Genomic DNA, 17,589 nt, shown 5'->3' with positions numbered 1-17,589 from the left:
CAATAGAATAGCTGAAGGCCGTCTGAAAACTTGTTTCAGACGGCCTTTTATATTGGATAAAACGAAAGAGAAATATAGTTTCCGTTTAATGAGAAAATGCAAATATGAGGCTATTTGAAGGTTCAAAATACGTCCATACTCCACGGATAAGTAAGACCCTTTGAAAAGTGCTTTCTACGAGAATATATTTCTCAATATACGTCAAATCCACTATACCTATACTGACTATCTCTATTTATCAAAACTACAAATCCCAATTACCCTTCAAAATCTATTCGCTATACGAAAACAAAGGCCGTCTGAAAACCTATTTTCAAAGTTTTCAGACGGCCTTTATCTTAGACCAAACAATTAAGCGTAATGCCTGTCTTCGCCTTTACCGTCAACGTTATCGGCACAACGTTTACAGATGGTTTCATGGCCTGCAACTGTGCCCACATCGTGGGTGTAGTGCCAGCAGCGTTCGCATTTTTCACCATCGCTGGCTTTGGCGGTTACAGCAAGTTCATCACCTACTTTCACTTCTGCTTTAGACACCAGCAAAGCAAAACGCAATTCTTCGCCCAAAGTGTTCAGATAATCGGCAATTTCTTCCGGAGCCGTAATTTCGGTTTCGGCTTGCAATGAAGAACCGACGGTTTTATCCGTACGCAGAGGCTCGATGGCGGCGGTTACTGCTTCGCGGGCTTCTCGGATTGCCGTCCATTTTTTCACCAATTCGGCTTCGGCTTTTTCATTGATAGATGGAAACTCATGCCATGTGTGGAAGAGGACGCTGTCTTCTTCGCCGCCGCCGATAATGTCCCATGCTTCCTCGCCGGTAAAGCACAAAATCGGAGCAATCAGCAGAACCAAACTGCGTGTGATGTGATACAGGGCAGTTTGCGCGCTGCGGCGAGCATGGCTGTCTGCTTTGGTGGTGTAGAGGCGATCTTTCAGGATATCGAGGTAGAACGCGCCCAAGTCTTCCGAGCAGAAAGAAACAATGTCTTTTACGGCAAAGTGGAAGGCATAACGCGGATAGTAATCTCCTGCCAGACGCTCTTGCAGCTGACGTGCCAATACCACGGCGTAGCGGTCAATTTCCACCATGTCTGCCTGTTGCACGGCATCTTCAATAGGATTGAAGTCGCTGAGGTTGGCAAACAGGAAGCTCAGGGTATTGCGGATACGGCGGTAGCTTTCAGTTACGCGCTTAAGAATTTCTTTAGAAATCGCCAATTCGCCGCTGTAATCGGTGGATGCTGCCCACAGACGCAGGATGTCTGCGCCGAACTCGTTATAGACTTCTTGCGGTGCGACGACGTTGCCGATGGATTTCGACATTTTGCGGCCGTTTTGGTCAACCACAAAACCGTGGGTCAGCAGCTGTTTGTATGGTGCACGACCCATTGATGAGGCGCAACCGGTCAGCATGGACGATTGGAACCAGCCGCGGTGTTGGTCGCTGCCTTCGAGGTACAAGTCAGCCGGCCATTCCAATTCTTCGCGTTGTTTCAAGACGGAATAATGGGTCGAGCCGGAGTCGAACCATACGTCCATGGTATCGGAAAGTTTGTCGTAATTTTCGCAATCTTCCGCGCTCAAGAGTTCGCTCTTATCCAAAGAGAACCATGCTTCGATGCCTTTTTCTTCGATTTTTTGGGCAACTTTTTCCAACAACTCAGCAGAGTTTGGATGCAGCTCACCGGTTTCTTTGTGAACAAAGAAAGTCATCGGCGTGCCCCAATAGCGTTGGCGTGAAACCACCCAGTCAGGACGGCCTTCAATCATGGCTTCCAAACGCGCACGACCCCATGACGGGAAGAATTCGGTGTCATCAACGGCTTTGATGGCTTTGTCGCGCAAGGTTTTACCGTCTGTACCGGCTTTGTCCATACCGACAAACCATTGGCCGGTCGCACGGTAAATCAACGGCGTTTTGTGACGCCAGCAGTGTGCGTAGCTGTGTTCGATTTTGCTGCTTGCCAAGAGGTTTCCGGTTTCTTCCAACCATTGCAGGATGACGGGATTCGCTTCCCAAACGCGCATACCAGCAACACGAGGTATTTCGCTGATGTATTTGCCTTCGGCGTTGACAGGGTTGTAAAGCTCGATGCCGTATTTATTGCAGACAGCGTAGTCTTCCAAACCGTGTGCGGGGGCGGTGTGTACCAAACCCGTACCGGCATCGGTGGTCACATGGTCGCCGTTGAGCATGGGAATATCGCGTTCGAGGAACGGATGATTCATGTGCAGGTTTTCCAGCTTGTCGCCTGTGGTTTCTGCCAATACTTTCAGGTCGTCTGAAGCAAAGCCGTAACGTTTGAGCGCATCTTCTGCCAAATCTTTAGCCAATACCAATTTGCCTTTAGGCGTATCAATCAGTTGATACACCACGTCTGCGCCAGCTGAAACAGCTTGGCTCGCAGGCAAAGTCCAAGGCGTGGTTGTCCAGATGACGGCAAACGCTTTGCCTTCGATGCCGGACAAACTAAATGCGGCGGCAAGCGCGGCGGTGTCTTTAAACGGATAGGCAACGTCAATCGCAGGTGATACTTTGTCTTTATATTCCACTTCCGCTTCGGCCAATGAAGAGCCGCAGTCCAAGCAGAATTGAACAGGTTTCGCGCCACGGTAGAGATAGCCGGATTTGTAGATTTCGCCGAGCATACGCACGGTATCGGCTTCGGTTTTGAAATCCATGGTCAGGTAAGGATTGTCCCAGTCGCCCAGCACGCCCAAGCGAATAAAGTCTTTTTTCTGACGGGCAATCTGTTCGGCGGCGTATTCGCGGCACAATTCGCGGAAACGGGCTTTAGGCATGTCTTTGCCGTGCAGTTTTTCTACCATCACTTCGATAGGCAAACCGTGGCAGTCCCAACCCGGTACATAAGGCGCATCAAAACCGGCTTGGGTTTTGCTGCGGATAATGATGTCTTTGAGAATTTTATTGACGGCATGACCAATGTGGATGTCGCCGTTGGCATACGGAGGACCGTCGTGCAGAATGAATTTCGGACGGCCTTTGGCGATTTCGCGCAGTTTTTGGTAGCGTTTTTGCTCGTACCAGCTTTTCAGCCATGCAGGCTCGCGCTTGGCAAGATTGCCACGCATTGGAAACGGGCTCTCGAGCAGGTTTACGGTTTTACTGTAATCGGTCATTTTTTGATCTCTATTGTTGCGGTATTTCGGTTTCAGACGGCCTGATTGCTCATTTTGAAAAGAACAGGCCGTCTGAAAAAATTCAAAGGACTTATTGTAGCCCAATTGTCTTGATTTTATAAGCTTCTAGAAGCGTTTCTATGCTTCCCAAACCCTCGCATCTTCCATATCTTGCAAAATTTGGGTTTTCAATGCCTCGATACTCTCAAATTTTTTCTCATCACGCAGTTTGTGCAGGAAGCGGACGAAGATGCGTTGTCCGTACAAATCGCCGTTGAAATCGAACAGGTGGACTTCCAACTTTTGCGAACGATTGTTGCTGACAGTGGGGTTAAAACCAAAGCTGGCCACGCCTCGGCGCGAGCCGAATGTGCCGTCTGCTTCAACGACAAATACGCCGCTTAGCGCATAATGATACGGAGGAAGCTGGACATTGGCGGTAGGCGCGTTGATGGTGCGGCCGAGTTTTTGTCCGTGTTTGACCTTGCCGCTTAAAACGTAATCATGGCCCAACAGTCTTTTGGCGTATTCCAACTTGCCGTCTGAAAGGGCTTGGCGGACGGCAGTACTGCTGGTGCGGATGTCTTCAACGATAACGGACGGCGTGCGCTCGGTTTGCATATCGGGCTGTTGTGCCAAGAGTTCAAAACAACCTTCACGGCCGGCACCGAAACGGAAATCGTCGCCAATCAACAAATAACGCGTGTTGAGCGTTTGGCGCAAAAGCTGGTCAATAAACGCTTGTGCGCTCATATCGGAGAAAGCTTGGTTAAAACGCAAGACCCAAACGGCATCCACGCAGCCGGTTTCACGCAAAAGGCGCAATTTGGTACGCAGCGGACTGATGCGGTAAGGCAGCTTTTTCCCGGCTTTGCGCGCAAAAAATTCTTTGGGCTGAGGCTCAAAAACAACAACGACAACAGGCAGACCGCGCTGGTCTGCCTCTCGTTTGAGTTTTTGCAGGATATGTTTGTGCCCGAGGTGTACGCCGTCGAAGTTGCCGATGGTTACGGCGGCTCCTTGCGGAAATTGGGGCGGATGTCGCTGTCCAAGCCAGATGTTCATGGGTGGTGGGTAGTGTGTTTGAATAGGCGGCTATTGTAAACGTTATTGCCGTTTCAATAAACCTTAGGCCGTCTGAAACCAATAAATATATGCTTTCAGACGGCCCTAAAGTTTGTTAATGCTTTACCACCACCAAGGATAACGGCCAAACGGATAGCCCCAATCATCGTAATAGCGATAGTAGCGGGCTTCGCGCAGCTGCTCTTGGGAAATATAGTTTTGCCATGCCATTTTGTAGCAGGCTTGGAACATCGGATCGGAAACTTTGTCGATATATTTGAGGCGGAAGACTTTTTGCTCCGCAGTTACAGCACCGGGTTTGCCTTCTTCGTCAAATTTGCGGCGGATCAGCGCGGCAGTTTCCTGATCGCATTGGCCGGCAAGATGTACTTGAAGATCTTGCTCATAGCGTTTCTGCGCTTGGGCGCGTGCGGCTTTTTGCTCGGGCGTGGTGGCGCAGGCGGCCAGCAATGCAACGGCGCCAAACAATAAGGTCAGATGGAGAGGATTCATCGGATGTTTCCTTATGTTTATATCTTTCTATTAATGTACGCCCTCATTGTGTAATGGGCAAGTGTGGCAACTTGGGAACACTTTAGATTATTTGTTCTTATCGGCAGACAGTTGCATATAAAATACACCCTGTATGAATGTTTAACTCCAAACCCACTCAATGAACGCTGACAAACCGCCCCACTCCTACCGATTGCGCCACCATAGGCAACACACGCCGCCGTTTTGGCAGGCTGACCGCCCGTACCTGCACGAACACAATATTTCCGATGCCCGTTTCAGACGGCTGGGCTACATCATGGCCTTTCTTGCCGGAGCGATTAATGCCGGCGGTTACTTCGCATTCTCACGTTATACCTCCCACGTTACCGGCTCAATGTCGCTGTTGGCAGATGTTTTGTATCTTCAAGAGTGGAGTGTGGCCATTATTGCCACAATCAGCGTGTTGTGTTTTGTTGCCGGTGCCGCGCATTCGGGCTGGGTGATTTTATGGACGCAGCAGATGCGTTTCCGTGGCAGCTTTGGATTTTCCATGTGGCTGGAAGCAGTTTATCTGTTGATATTCGGTTGGTTCGGTATTGCCGCGATGGAATGGGATTTTGGCGGCTCTGATTTTATTATGCCGTCTTTGGCATTGTTTTTATTGTGTTTTATTATGGGCATGCACAATACGGTTATCACGCTTCTTTCCGGCGGCGCCATCCGCTCCACCCACATGACCGGTACGGCGACCGACTTGGGCATTGAAATTTCACGCGCGCTTTATTACTCCAAACAACATCATCCGCGCCTGCCGCACGTCCGCGTCAACAAACCGAAAATGTGGCTTTTAAGTGGTTTGATGCTGTCGTTTTTACTGGGCGGCGTGGTTGGCGCATGGGGTTATCATCTAGTCGGCCATCATTTCGCCCTGCCCGTTTCCGCCGTTTTGCTCATACTGGGTGCAGGTTCAGTGGGATACGATGTCAAGGTCAGATTGAAATGGGCATTCGTCAACTGGTACCGCCGTAAAAAGAAAAAACGGAAGAAATCGTAAAGAAACCTGCTTTTTATCGGGCGGCAAAACGGCTAAATAGTCAGAAAAATGCAGAAATGTTTCAGTATTATGTTAACTGGCAAATATTTGCGTAATATCGGGTTAAACCCGTTCTTTTGCGTTTCAGATATTGGGTATCATAAATCCGTAATGACCCACGCGGTTTTTATTCATTTTTTCAGACGGCCCGTGCCGTCATCTAAAAAGAGGATACGACATGAAATTCTTGAAACCCCTGACCGTTATTGCCACTGCAATTCCTTTGGCGCTCACCGGCTGTGTAACTGATCCTGTTACCGGCCAACAATCCGCCAGCAAAACCGCTATGTACGGTTTGGGCGGTGCGGCTGTTTGCGGCATTGTTGGTGCGCTGACCCACGGCGGTAAAGGCGCGCGTAACTCCGCATTGGCTTGTGGTGCAGTAGGTGCCGGTATCGGCGGTTACATGGACTACCAAGAGAAAAAACTGCGTCAAAGCTTGGCCAATACCAACATCGAAGTTGAACGTCAAGGCAACCAAATTAAACTGGTTATGCCTGAAAACGTAACCTTCGCTACCGGCAGCGCTGCCTTGAGCGGCCAAGCTCAAAGCGCCCTGTCTGCCGCTGCGCAAACTTTGGTTCAATATCCTGACACCACTTTGACCATCAATGGCCACACCGACAATACCGGTAACGACGCCATCAACGAACCATTGTCTCGCAACCGCGCCGAATCTGTTGCCACCTTCCTGCAATCACGTGGCGTAAGCAGCACCCGTTTGAGCACTTTCGGTTACGGCTCCCGTCAACCAATCGCCTCCAACGCTACTGTTGAAGGCCGTGCACAAAACCGCCGCGTTGAAATCTTGATCAACCCTGACCAACGCGCCATTGATGCCGCTAAAAAACAAATGTAATCCGACATCTGTCTGATTCCCATACTTAAGGCCGTCTGAAATTTCAGACGGCCTTTTTCTTTGTAGATTTTGTTTGCAATTTTCCCCCTCAATCCAACCCATCATAAAATTTATTCCTTTATTAACAAGACTTTTCAATTTTTCCTTCAAAAAAACTGTATTAATACTCTAATTTTTACACTAACTTAGAGTATAATTCCTAAAATTTTAAAAACACGCCTCATGCCGTCTGAAAAACGGTGGCGAAAAACACACTTATTGATATACACATCAGTCCGTTATCCAATCCATTTCATAGGATTTCAGACGGCACCATCCAGAATCTATGAAGGAGCATCCATGCAAAACAACTTTGACCCATTGATTATCCGTGGCAAATCACTGATTCCCGTTGTACAAGGCGGTATGGGTGTAGGCGTTTCCGCATCAAAACTCTCCAGCGCGGTTGCGCGCGAAAACGGCGTAGGTACCATCGCCAGCGTCGATTTGCGCCACTTGCACGAAGATTTGCTGGCCGAATCAAAAATCGATTCCAGCGAAGAAAAATACACCCGCCTGAACTGCATCGCGCTTGACCGTGAAATCAAAAAAGCCAAAGCCGATTCAGAAGGCAAAGGCATGATTGCCGTCAACGTCATGAAAGCCGTAAAAGACCATGCCGCCTACGTCCGTCAGGCCTGTGAATCCGGCGCAGACGCGATTGTGATGGGTGCAGGTTTGCCTTTGGATCTGCCTGAAATGGCCGAGGGCTACCACAAAGATGTTGCCCTTTTCCCTATTTTGTCAGAGTCACGCGGTATCAATATCGTTTTGAAACGTTGGATGAAAAAAGGCGTTTTGCCCGATGCCATCGTTATCGAACACCCAGCCCACGCAGCCGGCCACTTGGGTGCGGCAACCGTTGACGGCGTGAACGATGCCAAATTCGAGTTCAAACGCGTTATTGAAGAAACATTTGAAGTATTCAAAAACTTGGGCTTGGAAAGCGAAAAAATCCCGTTGGTACTCGCCGGCGGCATGGCAAACTTTGAAAAAGTCAAAACAGCCTTGAAAAACTGGGGCGCGTCCGCCGTTCAAATCGGTACCGCGTTTGCCGTGACCGAAGAAGGCGATGCCCACATCAACTTCAAGAAAACGCTGGCCGGTGCGGAAACCGAAAAAGTGGTTGAATTCATGTCTGTTGCCGGTTTGCCTGCTCGCGGCGTGCGCACCAAATTCCTCGACAACTACATCAAACGCGAAGCCAAATTGCAAGCCAATGCCAAAAACGATCCGCGCCGTTGCACACAAGGCCTGAACTGCCTGACCAGCTGCGGTTTGCGTGACGGTTTGGCCAAAGCCGGTCAATTCTGTATCGACATCCAACTTTCCGCGGCATTCCGCGGTGAAGTCGATAAAGGCCTGTTTTTCCGCGGCAAAGACCCATTGCCGTTTGGCAACGCCATCCGTACGGTTCAAGAAACCATTCATTATCTCTTGAACGGTTCCCTGCCCGTCATCCCTGCCAAATAAACGCATCAATATTCAAAAGGCCGTCTGAAAAACATTTAAACCCTGTTTTCAGACGGCCTTTTTGTCCCAATCCATCTAAAAAATGCTAAGATTATTGCCTGAATTTATCGGCAGAAACATCATGAACCCATTATTGAACCATCTCAAACCCTATCCTTTCGCCCGCCTGCGTGAAGCCATGCAAGGCATTGATGCACCCGAAGGCGTAACGCCCATTCATCTGCAAATCGGCGAGCCGAAACATCCGACACCCAAAGTCATCACCGACGCGCTGACCGCCTCCCTGCACGAACTGGAAAAATATCCGCTGACCGCAGGCCTGCCCGAACTGCGCCAAGCCTGCGCCGAATGGGTGGCCCGCCGTTATGATGGTTTGAGCCTCAATCCCGACAATGAAATCCTGCCCGTATTGGGCAGCCGGGAAGCTTTGTTCTCTTTTATCCAAACCGTTTTAAATCCAGCTTCAGACGCCCCAAAACCGGTCGTTATCAGCCCCAATCCGTTCTATCAAATTTACGAAGGCGCAACTATTTTGGGCGGCGGCGAAATCCATTTTGCCAACTGTCCTGCGCCCAGTTTCAACCCCGATTGGAGCAGCCTGCCCGAAGACGTATGGCAGCGCACCAAAGTCCTGATCGTCTGCTCGCCAAATAATCCGAGCGGCAGCGTCCTGCAATTAGAAGACTGGAAAGAAATTTTTGATTTGCAAGACAAATACGGCTTCGTTATTGCCTCTGACGAATGCTATTCCGAAATCTATTTTGACGGCAACAAGCCGATCGGCGGCCTGCAGGCTGCGGCCCAATTAGGTCGCGGCACGCACAACATCGTGATGTTTACCAGCCTGTCCAAACGCTCCAACGTCCCCGGTTTGCGTTCCGGCTTTGTCGCAGGCGATGCCGAGTTGCTCAAAAACTTCCTGCTCTACCGCACCTACCACGGCAGCGCGATGAGCATTCCCGTCCAACGCGCCAGCATTGCCGCTTGGAACGATGAAGAACACGTCATTGCCAACCGCCGCCTCTACCAAGAAAAATTCGACCGCGTCATTCCGATTTTGCAACAGGCATTCGATGTCAAACTGCCAGACGCATCGTTCTACATTTGGCTGAAAGTTCCCGACGGCGACGACTTGGCATTTACGCGCAACCTGTGGCAGAAAGCCGCTATCCAAGTGTTGCCCGGCCGCTTCCTCGCCCGCGATACCGAACAAGGTAATCCGGGAGAAGGCTACGTCCGCATCGCTTTGGTTGCCGACGTGGAAAGCTGTGTCAAAGCGGCTGAAACCATTGTTTCGCTCTACTGCTGACGATTAAGCAAACAAAGGCCGCCTGAAACTTCAGACGGCCTTTTTATTAAATAATCGGATAATTTATATGGTGAAGTCCAGAAGGTAGAAATCTTCTTTACCTACGCCGCATTCAGGGCATTTCCAGTCGTCGGGGATGTCTTCGAACTTGGTACCTGCCGGCAGGCCGTGTTCGGGGTCGCCGACATCTTCATCGTAAATCCAGCCGCAAGGGCCGCACATATATTGAGCCATTTGGTGTTCCTTCCATTTTGAAAGGCCATCTGAAACCGTATTTCAGACGGCCTTTCGTGTGTCTTATTGTTGATATTTTGAATTTATTGCGCTGCTTCCAAAGCGGCGATTTCTTTACGCAGGTGTTTGATGGCCGGTGTTACGATGGCGACAAACATGGCCTCGCGGACGCGGCGTTGCGCCGGACTGCGCATCAGATAGCCTTTCGCGCCTGCATGCAATGCGGCAGATTGAGTGGCGTTCAGTGCCAATACGGCAGCCGCTTCACGCAGTTTCAAGGTTGCCAGCGTATCGGGTTTATTGTTCCACGCATCATCGGCAAGACGTTCGGTTTCCGCCCATGCGCCGTCCAAAGCGGCTTTCAATTCATCGTAGCTGTGGTCGAGGTATGAGTTTACTTCTGCGTTCACCACATTGGCCATGCGGATAATGCCGAGCGCACCGTCAATTACACCGGCGCCGATACCCATTTGCAGCAGAATGAAACCGGCTTTAATGGTCGGGATATAAGACTGGAACTGCCCAGGCGTAGCAATCACATCCTCATCGGGAATAAACACGTCTTTAAAATTCAGGCTGTAAGTGCGCGTACCTTCCAAACCGCAGAACTCAGGACAGTTTTGCAGGGTAACGCCTTCCCATTGGCCGCCGGTGATAAACATCACATAGCTGTCGCCGATTTGGGCGGTATTTGCCCAAATATGGTCTTCGCCGATATTGGATACCCAAGGCAAAGCGCCGTTGATTTTGTAGCCGCCTTCGACACGCTCGGCTTGCAGGTTGTGTTTTTCGATACCGGCAAGGTGTTTGACGGTATTGGACATGCCCGTACCGGCCAAAACTTTGCCCTGCAGAATATCGGCCAAATATTTGTCTTTAACCGCTTGGTTGGGGGATTGGTGCAGATACCACGCGCAAGCCGCCTGACACCATGCACTGAACGAAGTCGCGCCGCATTCTTTACCGATTTCGCGCAATACGGCGATTTGCGTTGCCAAACCCAAACCGTTGCCGCCTTCTTCAACCGTACCGGTCGCGGCAAAACCGCCGATTTTGCCCAATTCCAGCATAAATTCTTTCGGGTACAGGCCTTTGCGGTCGATGTCGTCCACCAATGGTTTTAATTTGCTTTTAACGAGTTCGGCAACATTGTTCAGTAAAGCTTCGCGTGTCATTTTTTTTCCTCTGGATATTTTGGCGATATTGAGTTCTTTTAAGAAAGGCCGTCTGAATTTTCAGACGGCCTTTGATGGGATTAGGCAAATGCCTGCAATTCAGGGTTGATTTCGGTTTTGGCAAGGTTGTTGACGTAGTTGCACAAGGTTGCCAAAGCAACGCCCATAACGACTTCAACGGCTTGCTGTTGGTTGTAACCGGCATCAAAGAATGCTTTCAGCTCGTCGTCGGATACCGCGCCTTTTTTCGCCATAACGGCTTGGGTGAATGTCGCCAAAGCACTCAGTTTGGCATCGTCAAACTCACCTGCAGCCAACGCGCGCGCAGCTTTAATGGATTGTTCGGAAAGCAGTTTTTTCAAGGTTGCCAGTTTGGTGTGGCCGGCAACGCAGAAGCCGCATTCATTGGTGCGCGCGGCAATGATTTGAATAACTTCGACTTCGCCGGCAGTCAGGCTGTTGGCACCATTCATTTTGCCGACTTCTTGATAAAACGCCAAAGCCTCCGGCGCATTGGCCAAAACGCCGATCAGGTTAGGAATAAAGCCGTTGTTTTTCAATACAGCTTCAACGCGTGGTTTGGCGGCTTCAGGAGCGGTTTCGACTGTGTGTATGGTTAAACGTGACATCTTTATGACCTTTTTTGTAATAAAACGAAGTGGGCATGATAAGCCATTCGTTTTTGTTAGAAAAAGATTAATTGGTTATTTACCGTAAACCAAAAGTTATAAGGCCGTCCGAACGGATTCAGACGGCCTTATCATAACAATTCAACTCATTATTTTATAAAGTTTTTCAGCAGCATAGAAGCGATGTCGTCCAATCCGAAGCCATCCGCATCTTGAGCCGTGCCGTTAGGTGTGGCTTTATCGACCAAGTCAGGCAATACTTTTGCCAACAAATCGCCTGCTTGGCCGGCATCCACGCCGAATTTTTGCGCGATTTGGTTTACCGTATCGCTACCCAAAGCATTTTGCAGGTCGCTGCCGGACACAGGCAGGTTGCTGGATTGGTTGGAAATCCAGCTGCTCAGGGCATCGCCCAAACCGCCTTGTTGCAGTTGGTTGATCAGGTTGCCCACGCCGCCTTGCTGTTTCACCAAATCCATCGCCATATCGGTCAGAGAACCTTGTGCGCCGTTTTCGCTGTTGCCACCCAACATTTGAGTAGCCGCATTCAAAAGATTGTCCATGAGTGCCATAACTTTTTCCTTGTATTTGTGTCTAAAAAAGAAAACGGAGTGTAGCAAAATTTGTGCTGAAAAAATTAGGCTTAACCAAACTAAACCTCTTTTATCCCAAAGCCGTAACAAAACAAAGGCCGTCTGAAACCCATTTTCAGACGGCCTTTATGATAAATAACGCTATTCTTCGCGGCCATTGAAAAACTCGGCCGCGCCACCTTCAAAAAAGCCTTGCAAAATCGCCTGTGCGGCTACTTGGTCAAGCACGGATTTTTGTTTTCGACCAAAAACTCGGGCTTCAGCAAGCAGGCTTTCCGCGTATAGGGAAGACATCCTTTCGTCCACCCAATAAACCGGCAAATTAAAACGTCCGTGCAAACGGCGGCCAAACTTGCGGCTCAAACGGGTCAGCTCATGCTCCGTGCCGTCGGTATGCGTCGGCAGGCCGACCACAAAATACTTGGGTTGCCATTCTTTGACCAGCTTGGCAATGGCCTCGAATTTTTCATCATTGCTGTTGCCGGTTACCGTTGCCAGCGGATGGGTCATACCCAACTCGGCATCGCCCTGCGCCACGCCGATACGCGCCTCGCCGAAGTCAAAGGCCAAAACCGTACCTTTTGGTGCATCAGGCATGGCCGACTCCTGAAACCAAGGCGTTCGGATTAACGCCCAATTTTTCAAAAGCGGCGGCATAACGAAGTTCGTATGGCACATCAAAAAGAATATGCTCGTCCGCAGGGACGGTCAACCAAACATTTTCTGCCAGCTCGCGCTCCAACTGCCCTTTGCCCCATTTTGAATAACCAATACTGATCAAAGCCTTGTCCACCGCACCTTCTTTAGACAAGTTTTCAATTACATCGCGCGAAGAAGTCAACGCCACATTATCAGTTACCACCATGCTGTTTTGCCAGCGACCGATCGGCGTATGCACGACATAGCCACGCTCAATCTGAACCGGCCCGCCCATCATCACGTTTTCATGTTGCAGACGCAACGGGATATTGCGGTCGGCGGCGGCAAAAATCATGTCCATGGTAATCGGCGAAGGCTTGTTGATGATGATGCCCAGCGCACCTTCTTCATCGTGTTCGCACACATAAATGACCGTATCCGTAAAAAACGGATCGTCCATATTAGGCATGGCAATCAGGAAATGGTTGGCTAAATTCATATTCTTTTAATCTATAAGCTGATTTTATTATTTTTGTCCGTCATTAACCGGCGCGTCCACCACGCATGCACCGTAAACCGCGCCGCCTGCCGGTACCGGCGTATCGGTTTTCGCATGGGCAAAACACGATACCGCGCTCAAAGAGTTTTTAGGCGAGCCTTGAACGATTTTATCGCTGTACACCAAATAAGCGAAAGACTTACGTTTCGGATCGTAGTAGCGGATAATCTGTTGGCTCTTAAATGCTATGCTGGCACTGCGTTTGAACACTTGTCGCGGTTTCAAAACCGCAGCCTCGTTATAACGGATGACTTCCGCACTTTGCACGCAGGAAACTGATGCGTCGCTGGCATCTTCTTCCAGATTGACCGTTTCTTTCAAACCACCTTTTTTCGCGTACGAAATATAACAGGCAACCCCTTGCACATCAGGATCGTCAAAACCTTCCACTTCGATACGGTCGTTTTTACCCAGCATATGAAACACCGTACTGGCGCGTCCGATTTTATCGGTATCGTTACCGCAAGCCGCCAAAACCATGGCGCCCAACACTACTAATAAATATTTTTTCATAATATCCCGTCGATGCAGACTGTCAGTTTCCAGGCAAGCAGAATCATATCCGCCTACTCCATCATTACTATATAAGACCGTTCGTCCATATTGCAACCCAATATTATTTTCAGACGGCCTGACAGACAGTATAATCCGTCCTATTGTTCCTACTTTGATAGCAAGATCGAACCATGCGTTACAAACCCCTCATTCTCGCCCTGTTGCTCAGCTTCTCCCTGCCAACCTATGCCGCCAAAGACGCGCCGAAAGAAAAAGCGGCCGCCGTCAGAAAAGCTGCGCCCGTGAAAAAAGAGAAAGAAGCCGCTAAGGCGGATGTCAAAAAAGAAACCCCAAAAAAACAAGCCGTAAAAGAAAAAGAGGAAGATAAAAAAGCGGTTAAAGCCAAAGCATCCAAAGAGAAGGAAACCGCCGACAAAAACGAACGCGCTTCAGCCAAAAACAAACCGGCTAAAGCCGCCGAATCCGCTGCCGACAATAAAAAGGCCAACCGTAAAGCCGAAGAGCCTAAAGAAACAGCAAAAGACAAAAAAGCCGCAGCTGCAAAATCCGGCAAAGCCAAAGAACAAGACAAAAAAACTGCTGAAGATAAAAAAGACAGCAAAGCCAAAGAACCCGTAAAAAAAGAAGAACCTAAGGAAACTAAAGCCAAAGAACCTGCTAAAAAAGTGGCCGAGGATAAAAAAGACGGCAAAAAAAACAAAGAGCCAGTAAAAAAAGCAGCCGAAGACAAAAAGGCCGAAGCTAAAGAGCCTGCAAAAAAAGCTGTTGACGACAAAAAAGACACAAAAGCCAAAGAGCAAAACAAAAAAGCCGAGCCTAAAGTTGAGCCTAAAGCCACTTCTTCAGCCGACAACGATTTCAAAGCAGCCGTAACTGCCGCCGCCAACGATATGGAAACCAAAAAATCCTTTGCCAAACGCAACGAGGGTTTCATTATCCATGTCAATGCCACGCTCAAACAGCTGCAACAAACACGCAACAACCTCTCCGGCATCAACCGCAAACAACGCGATGCATGGGAAAAATTCCAAAAACTCAATGCCGATGCCAACCAGTTAAAAGCCGAAGTTTCCAACACGCGCGCCCAAATTTCGCGCTTTGTGTCCGGCAACTATAAAAACAGCCAGCCCAACGCGGTTGCCCTCTTCCTGAAAAACGCCGATGCCGGTCAAAAAACCCGCTTCCTGCGTTACACGCGTTATATCAACAACGCCAACGACCAAGTCATGAGAGACTTGGAAAAACAACAAAAAGAGCTGGCAGCGCAAGAGCAAAAAATCAACAATGAATTGGCTTACCTGAAAAAACTGCAAGCCAATATCCAAGCTTCATTGCGCCAACAAGGCGTGACCAATACCGCCGAACAAGCCGAAAGCCGCCGTCAAAACGCGCAAATGGCCAAAGAAGCACAAAAGAAAATCAACCACAGAGAAAACGAGCAGCGCCTCAACAATCTCTTGAAAGATTTGGAAAAACGCAAAGCCGAGCAACGCAAAGCCGAAGCCGAAGCGCGTAAAAAAGCCGCCGAAGCGCGTTTGGCCGCCGCTGAAAAAGCCCGCAAAGAGCAGGCTGCCGCCCAACAAAAAGCCGAAGCCGAACGCGCCGCCATGTCCACGCTGACTGACGAAGACATGAAACTGCAAGCCCCAAATACCCAAGGCTTGACCGTCAGCAACGCCAACAGCTTCAGCCGTATGCAAGGCCGTCTGAAAAAACCGGTTAACGGCACACTGGCAGGCCTGTTTGGTCAAGACCGCGGCGATGGCGAAGTTTGGAAAGGCGTGTTCTACAATACCGTTCCGGCTCCGGTCAGCAGCATTGCCTCAGGCACAGTTACTTTTGCCGGCGAGCTTGAAGGCTACGGCAAAGTAGTCGTCCTCGACCACGGCGACGGCTATGTCAGCATTTACTCCGGTCTGAACGAAATCGACACCGCCCAAAACTACGCCGTCAATGCCGGCAGCAAGATTGGTACCAGCGGCACTTTGCCGTCGGGCGAAACCGGCCTTTACCTTGAAGTCCGCTACAACGGACAAGTCATGAATCCGCTTTCATGGATTAACTGATGTTTCAGACGGCCTGAGTGAGTTTTCCCCTTTTAGGCCGTCTGAATTTCATCATAAACTACAATAAAACACGATTTTCACGCCTGTTCAGCACATTAAACAACAAACTTTTACCTTAAACTTATTGTTCCAAGCGTTTAAATCACATAAAGTCAACGGGTTCAGAGAAAACAAAAACCACTTTGCTTACCGTACACAAAAAGAAAGTCAAACGAATGTCAACAAAATCTACTTTGAAAAAAGTTGCAATCTACACTCTCGGCGCATTTAGCGGCATCGCCCTCAGTCTGAGTGTACAAAGTTTTGCCGCCGAAAAAGACAAAAAAGACAACGAGGCCCTGCCCGTGCAAACCATCCGCACCATGGCAGAAGTGTACGGCCAAATCAAAGCCAACTATTACCAAGACAAACCCGACGCCGAGCTCTTTGAAGGCGCAATGAAAGGCATGGTGTCCGATCTCGATCCGCATTCCGAGTATATGGACAAAAAAGGCTATGCCGAAATGAAAGAGTCCACCAGCGGCGAATTCGGCGGCTTGGGCATGGAAATCGGACAAGAAGACGGCTTCGTCAAAGTCGTTGCCCCGATTGAAGACACTCCGGCAGAACGCGCAGGCGTGAAAAGCGGCGACTTCATCGTCAAAATCGACAATACCTCTACCCGCGGCCTGACCGTCAGCGAAGCCGTCAAAAAAATGCGCGGCAAACCGGGTACCAAAATCACCCTGACCCTTTCACGCAAAAATGCCGACAAACCCATCGTCGTCAACCTGACCCGCGCCATCATCAAAGTCAAAAGCGTGCGCCATCACCTGCTTGAAAAAGACTACGGCTACATCCGCGTTTCCCAATTCCAAGAGCGCACCGTTGCCGCGCTCAACGAAGCCGCACAAGCCCTCGTCAAAGAAAACAAAGGCCCGCTCAAAGGCATCATCCTCGACTTGCGCGATGACCCGGGCGGCCTGCTCAACGGTGCAGTCGGCGTATCCGCAGCCTTCCTGCAGCCTGACGTAACCGTTGTCAGCACCAAAGGCCGCAACAAAAAAGAAGGCATGGTTCTCAAAGCAACTGCCGAAGACTACATCACCACCAGCGGCAAAGACCCGTTGGCCGGATTGCCTGCCGAGCTGAAAACCATTCCTATGACCGTCCTGATTAACGCAGGCTCGGCCTCCGCTTCCGAAATCGTTGCCGGCGCATTGCAAGACCACAAACGTGCCGTCGTCGTCGGCACACAAAGTTTCGGCAAAGGCTCAGTGCAAACCCTGATTCCGCTTTCCGGCGGCAGCGCAGTCAAACTGACCACTGCCCTTTATTACACACCAAACGACCGCTCGATTCAGGCACAAGGCATTGTTCCTGACGTTGAAGTCAAAGATAAAGACCGTGCCTTTGAAAGCCGTGAAGCCGATTTGGTCGGCCATATCGGCAATCCGTTGGGTGGCCAAGACGTCAACAGCAGCAACGAGACGCCTGCCAACGCAGAAACCAAAGCCGATAAAGACAAGTCCAAAAAAGACAAAGACGAAGACATCTCCAGCCGCCGCATTCCAAATCCGGCCAAAGACGATCAACTCCGTAAAGCCTTGGACTTGGTGAAAAATCCAGCCGAATGGCAAAAATCTTTAGGCTTGGCAGCGAAAAAACCTGCGCCGAAAAAAGATGCAGATAAAGACAGCGAAAAATAAACCTGTTCTTTCT

The 17,589-nt window shown here is 49.7% G+C and carries 16 protein-coding genes; 6 read left to right on the top strand and 10 right to left on the bottom strand.

Going from position 1 to position 17,589, the window contains the following annotated elements:
• Positions 1-351: 351 nt before the first annotated feature.
• The 3 genes from ileS to CYJ98_RS01935 form a co-directional block, all read right to left on the bottom strand.
• A complete protein-coding gene (gene ileS / locus CYJ98_RS01945) occupies positions 352-3,144 on the bottom strand; it encodes an isoleucine--tRNA ligase (protein ID WP_101755243.1) in 2,793 nt (930 codons plus the stop codon).
• 138 nt (positions 3,145-3,282) lie between these two features.
• The gene (ribF, locus tag CYJ98_RS01940) at positions 3,283-4,209 is read right to left on the bottom strand and encodes a bifunctional riboflavin kinase/FAD synthetase (protein WP_101755067.1); all 927 of its coding nucleotides are present in this window, start codon (positions 4,207-4,209) and stop codon (positions 3,283-3,285) included.
• A 123-nt stretch (positions 4,210-4,332) separates the two neighbouring features.
• Positions 4,333-4,722, bottom strand: a complete 390-nt coding sequence (locus CYJ98_RS01935; protein WP_101755066.1) for a hypothetical protein — start codon at positions 4,720-4,722, stop codon at positions 4,333-4,335.
• Positions 4,723-4,882: 160 nt separating this feature from the next.
• Between CYJ98_RS01935 and CYJ98_RS01930 the strand changes: the two genes are divergently transcribed.
• The 4 genes from CYJ98_RS01930 (at position 4,883) to dapC (ending at position 9,477) form a co-directional block, all read left to right on the top strand.
• On the top strand, positions 4,883-5,758 hold the full coding sequence (locus tag CYJ98_RS01930) for a YoaK family protein (protein WP_101755065.1): 876 nt from the start codon (positions 4,883-4,885) through the stop codon (positions 5,756-5,758).
• A 217-nt stretch (positions 5,759-5,975) separates the two neighbouring features.
• A complete protein-coding gene (locus tag CYJ98_RS01925; RefSeq protein ID WP_003747310.1) occupies positions 5,976-6,656 on the top strand; it encodes an OmpA family protein in 681 nt (226 codons plus the stop codon).
• Between the two features lie 339 nt (positions 6,657-6,995).
• Positions 6,996-8,168, top strand: coding sequence for an NAD(P)H-dependent flavin oxidoreductase (locus tag CYJ98_RS01920; protein ID WP_101755064.1), 1,173 nt, complete (start codon positions 6,996-6,998; stop codon positions 8,166-8,168).
• Positions 8,169-8,289: 121 nt separating this feature from the next.
• Positions 8,290-9,477 carry a succinyldiaminopimelate transaminase gene (gene dapC, locus CYJ98_RS01915; protein WP_101755063.1) on the top strand — a complete coding sequence of 396 codons (1,188 nt, stop codon included), beginning with the start codon at positions 8,290-8,292 and terminating at the stop codon, positions 9,475-9,477.
• A gap of 63 nt (positions 9,478-9,540) precedes the next feature.
• On the opposite strand, the gene CYJ98_RS01910 is transcribed toward dapC, so the two are convergent.
• The 7 genes from CYJ98_RS01910 to CYJ98_RS01880 form a co-directional block, all read right to left on the bottom strand.
• Positions 9,541-9,711, bottom strand: a complete 171-nt coding sequence (locus CYJ98_RS01910; RefSeq protein ID WP_003747315.1) for a rubredoxin — start codon at positions 9,709-9,711, stop codon at positions 9,541-9,543.
• Positions 9,712-9,794: 83 nt separating this feature from the next.
• On the bottom strand, positions 9,795-10,886 hold the full coding sequence (locus CYJ98_RS01905; protein WP_101755062.1) for an acyl-CoA dehydrogenase family protein: 1,092 nt from the start codon (positions 10,884-10,886) through the stop codon (positions 9,795-9,797).
• Positions 10,887-10,966: 80 nt separating this feature from the next.
• A complete protein-coding gene (locus tag CYJ98_RS01900; protein ID WP_003747319.1) occupies positions 10,967-11,515 on the bottom strand; it encodes a carboxymuconolactone decarboxylase family protein in 549 nt (182 codons plus the stop codon).
• Positions 11,516-11,664: 149 nt separating this feature from the next.
• Positions 11,665-12,087, bottom strand: coding sequence for a YidB family protein (locus CYJ98_RS01895; RefSeq protein WP_101755061.1), 423 nt, complete (start codon positions 12,085-12,087; stop codon positions 11,665-11,667).
• Between the two features lie 162 nt (positions 12,088-12,249).
• Complete coding sequence (gene ruvX / locus CYJ98_RS01890; RefSeq protein WP_101755060.1) at positions 12,250-12,705, bottom strand: Holliday junction resolvase RuvX; 456 nt, start codon at positions 12,703-12,705, stop codon at positions 12,250-12,252.
• Positions 12,698-13,246: a YqgE/AlgH family protein gene (locus CYJ98_RS01885; protein WP_101755059.1), complete on the bottom strand. Its 549-nt coding sequence runs from the start codon at positions 13,244-13,246 to the stop codon at positions 12,698-12,700. The genes ruvX and CYJ98_RS01885 overlap by 8 nt, the downstream gene beginning before the upstream one ends.
• 27 nt (positions 13,247-13,273) lie before the next feature.
• A complete protein-coding gene (locus CYJ98_RS01880; RefSeq protein ID WP_101755058.1) occupies positions 13,274-13,819 on the bottom strand; it encodes a CreA family protein in 546 nt (181 codons plus the stop codon).
• A gap of 173 nt (positions 13,820-13,992) precedes the next feature.
• On the opposite strand from CYJ98_RS01880, the gene CYJ98_RS01875 reads away from it, so the two are divergent.
• Both CYJ98_RS01875 and CYJ98_RS01870 read left to right on the top strand, forming a co-directional pair.
• Positions 13,993-15,888: a murein hydrolase activator EnvC family protein gene (locus CYJ98_RS01875; RefSeq protein ID WP_101755057.1), complete on the top strand. Its 1,896-nt coding sequence runs from the start codon at positions 13,993-13,995 to the stop codon at positions 15,886-15,888.
• 215 nt (positions 15,889-16,103) lie between these two features.
• Entirely contained in the window at positions 16,104-17,576 is a 1,473-nt protein-coding gene (locus CYJ98_RS01870) for a S41 family peptidase (RefSeq protein ID WP_101755056.1), read from the top strand.
• Positions 17,577-17,589 lie beyond the last annotated feature (13 nt).

Source organism: Neisseria perflava (assembly GCF_002863305.2).
Taxonomy (GTDB): Bacteria; Pseudomonadota; Gammaproteobacteria; order Burkholderiales; family Neisseriaceae; genus Neisseria; species Neisseria perflava_A.
The sequence above is the reverse complement of the archived record's forward strand: the minus strand, read 5'-3'. Positions and strand labels throughout refer to the sequence as shown.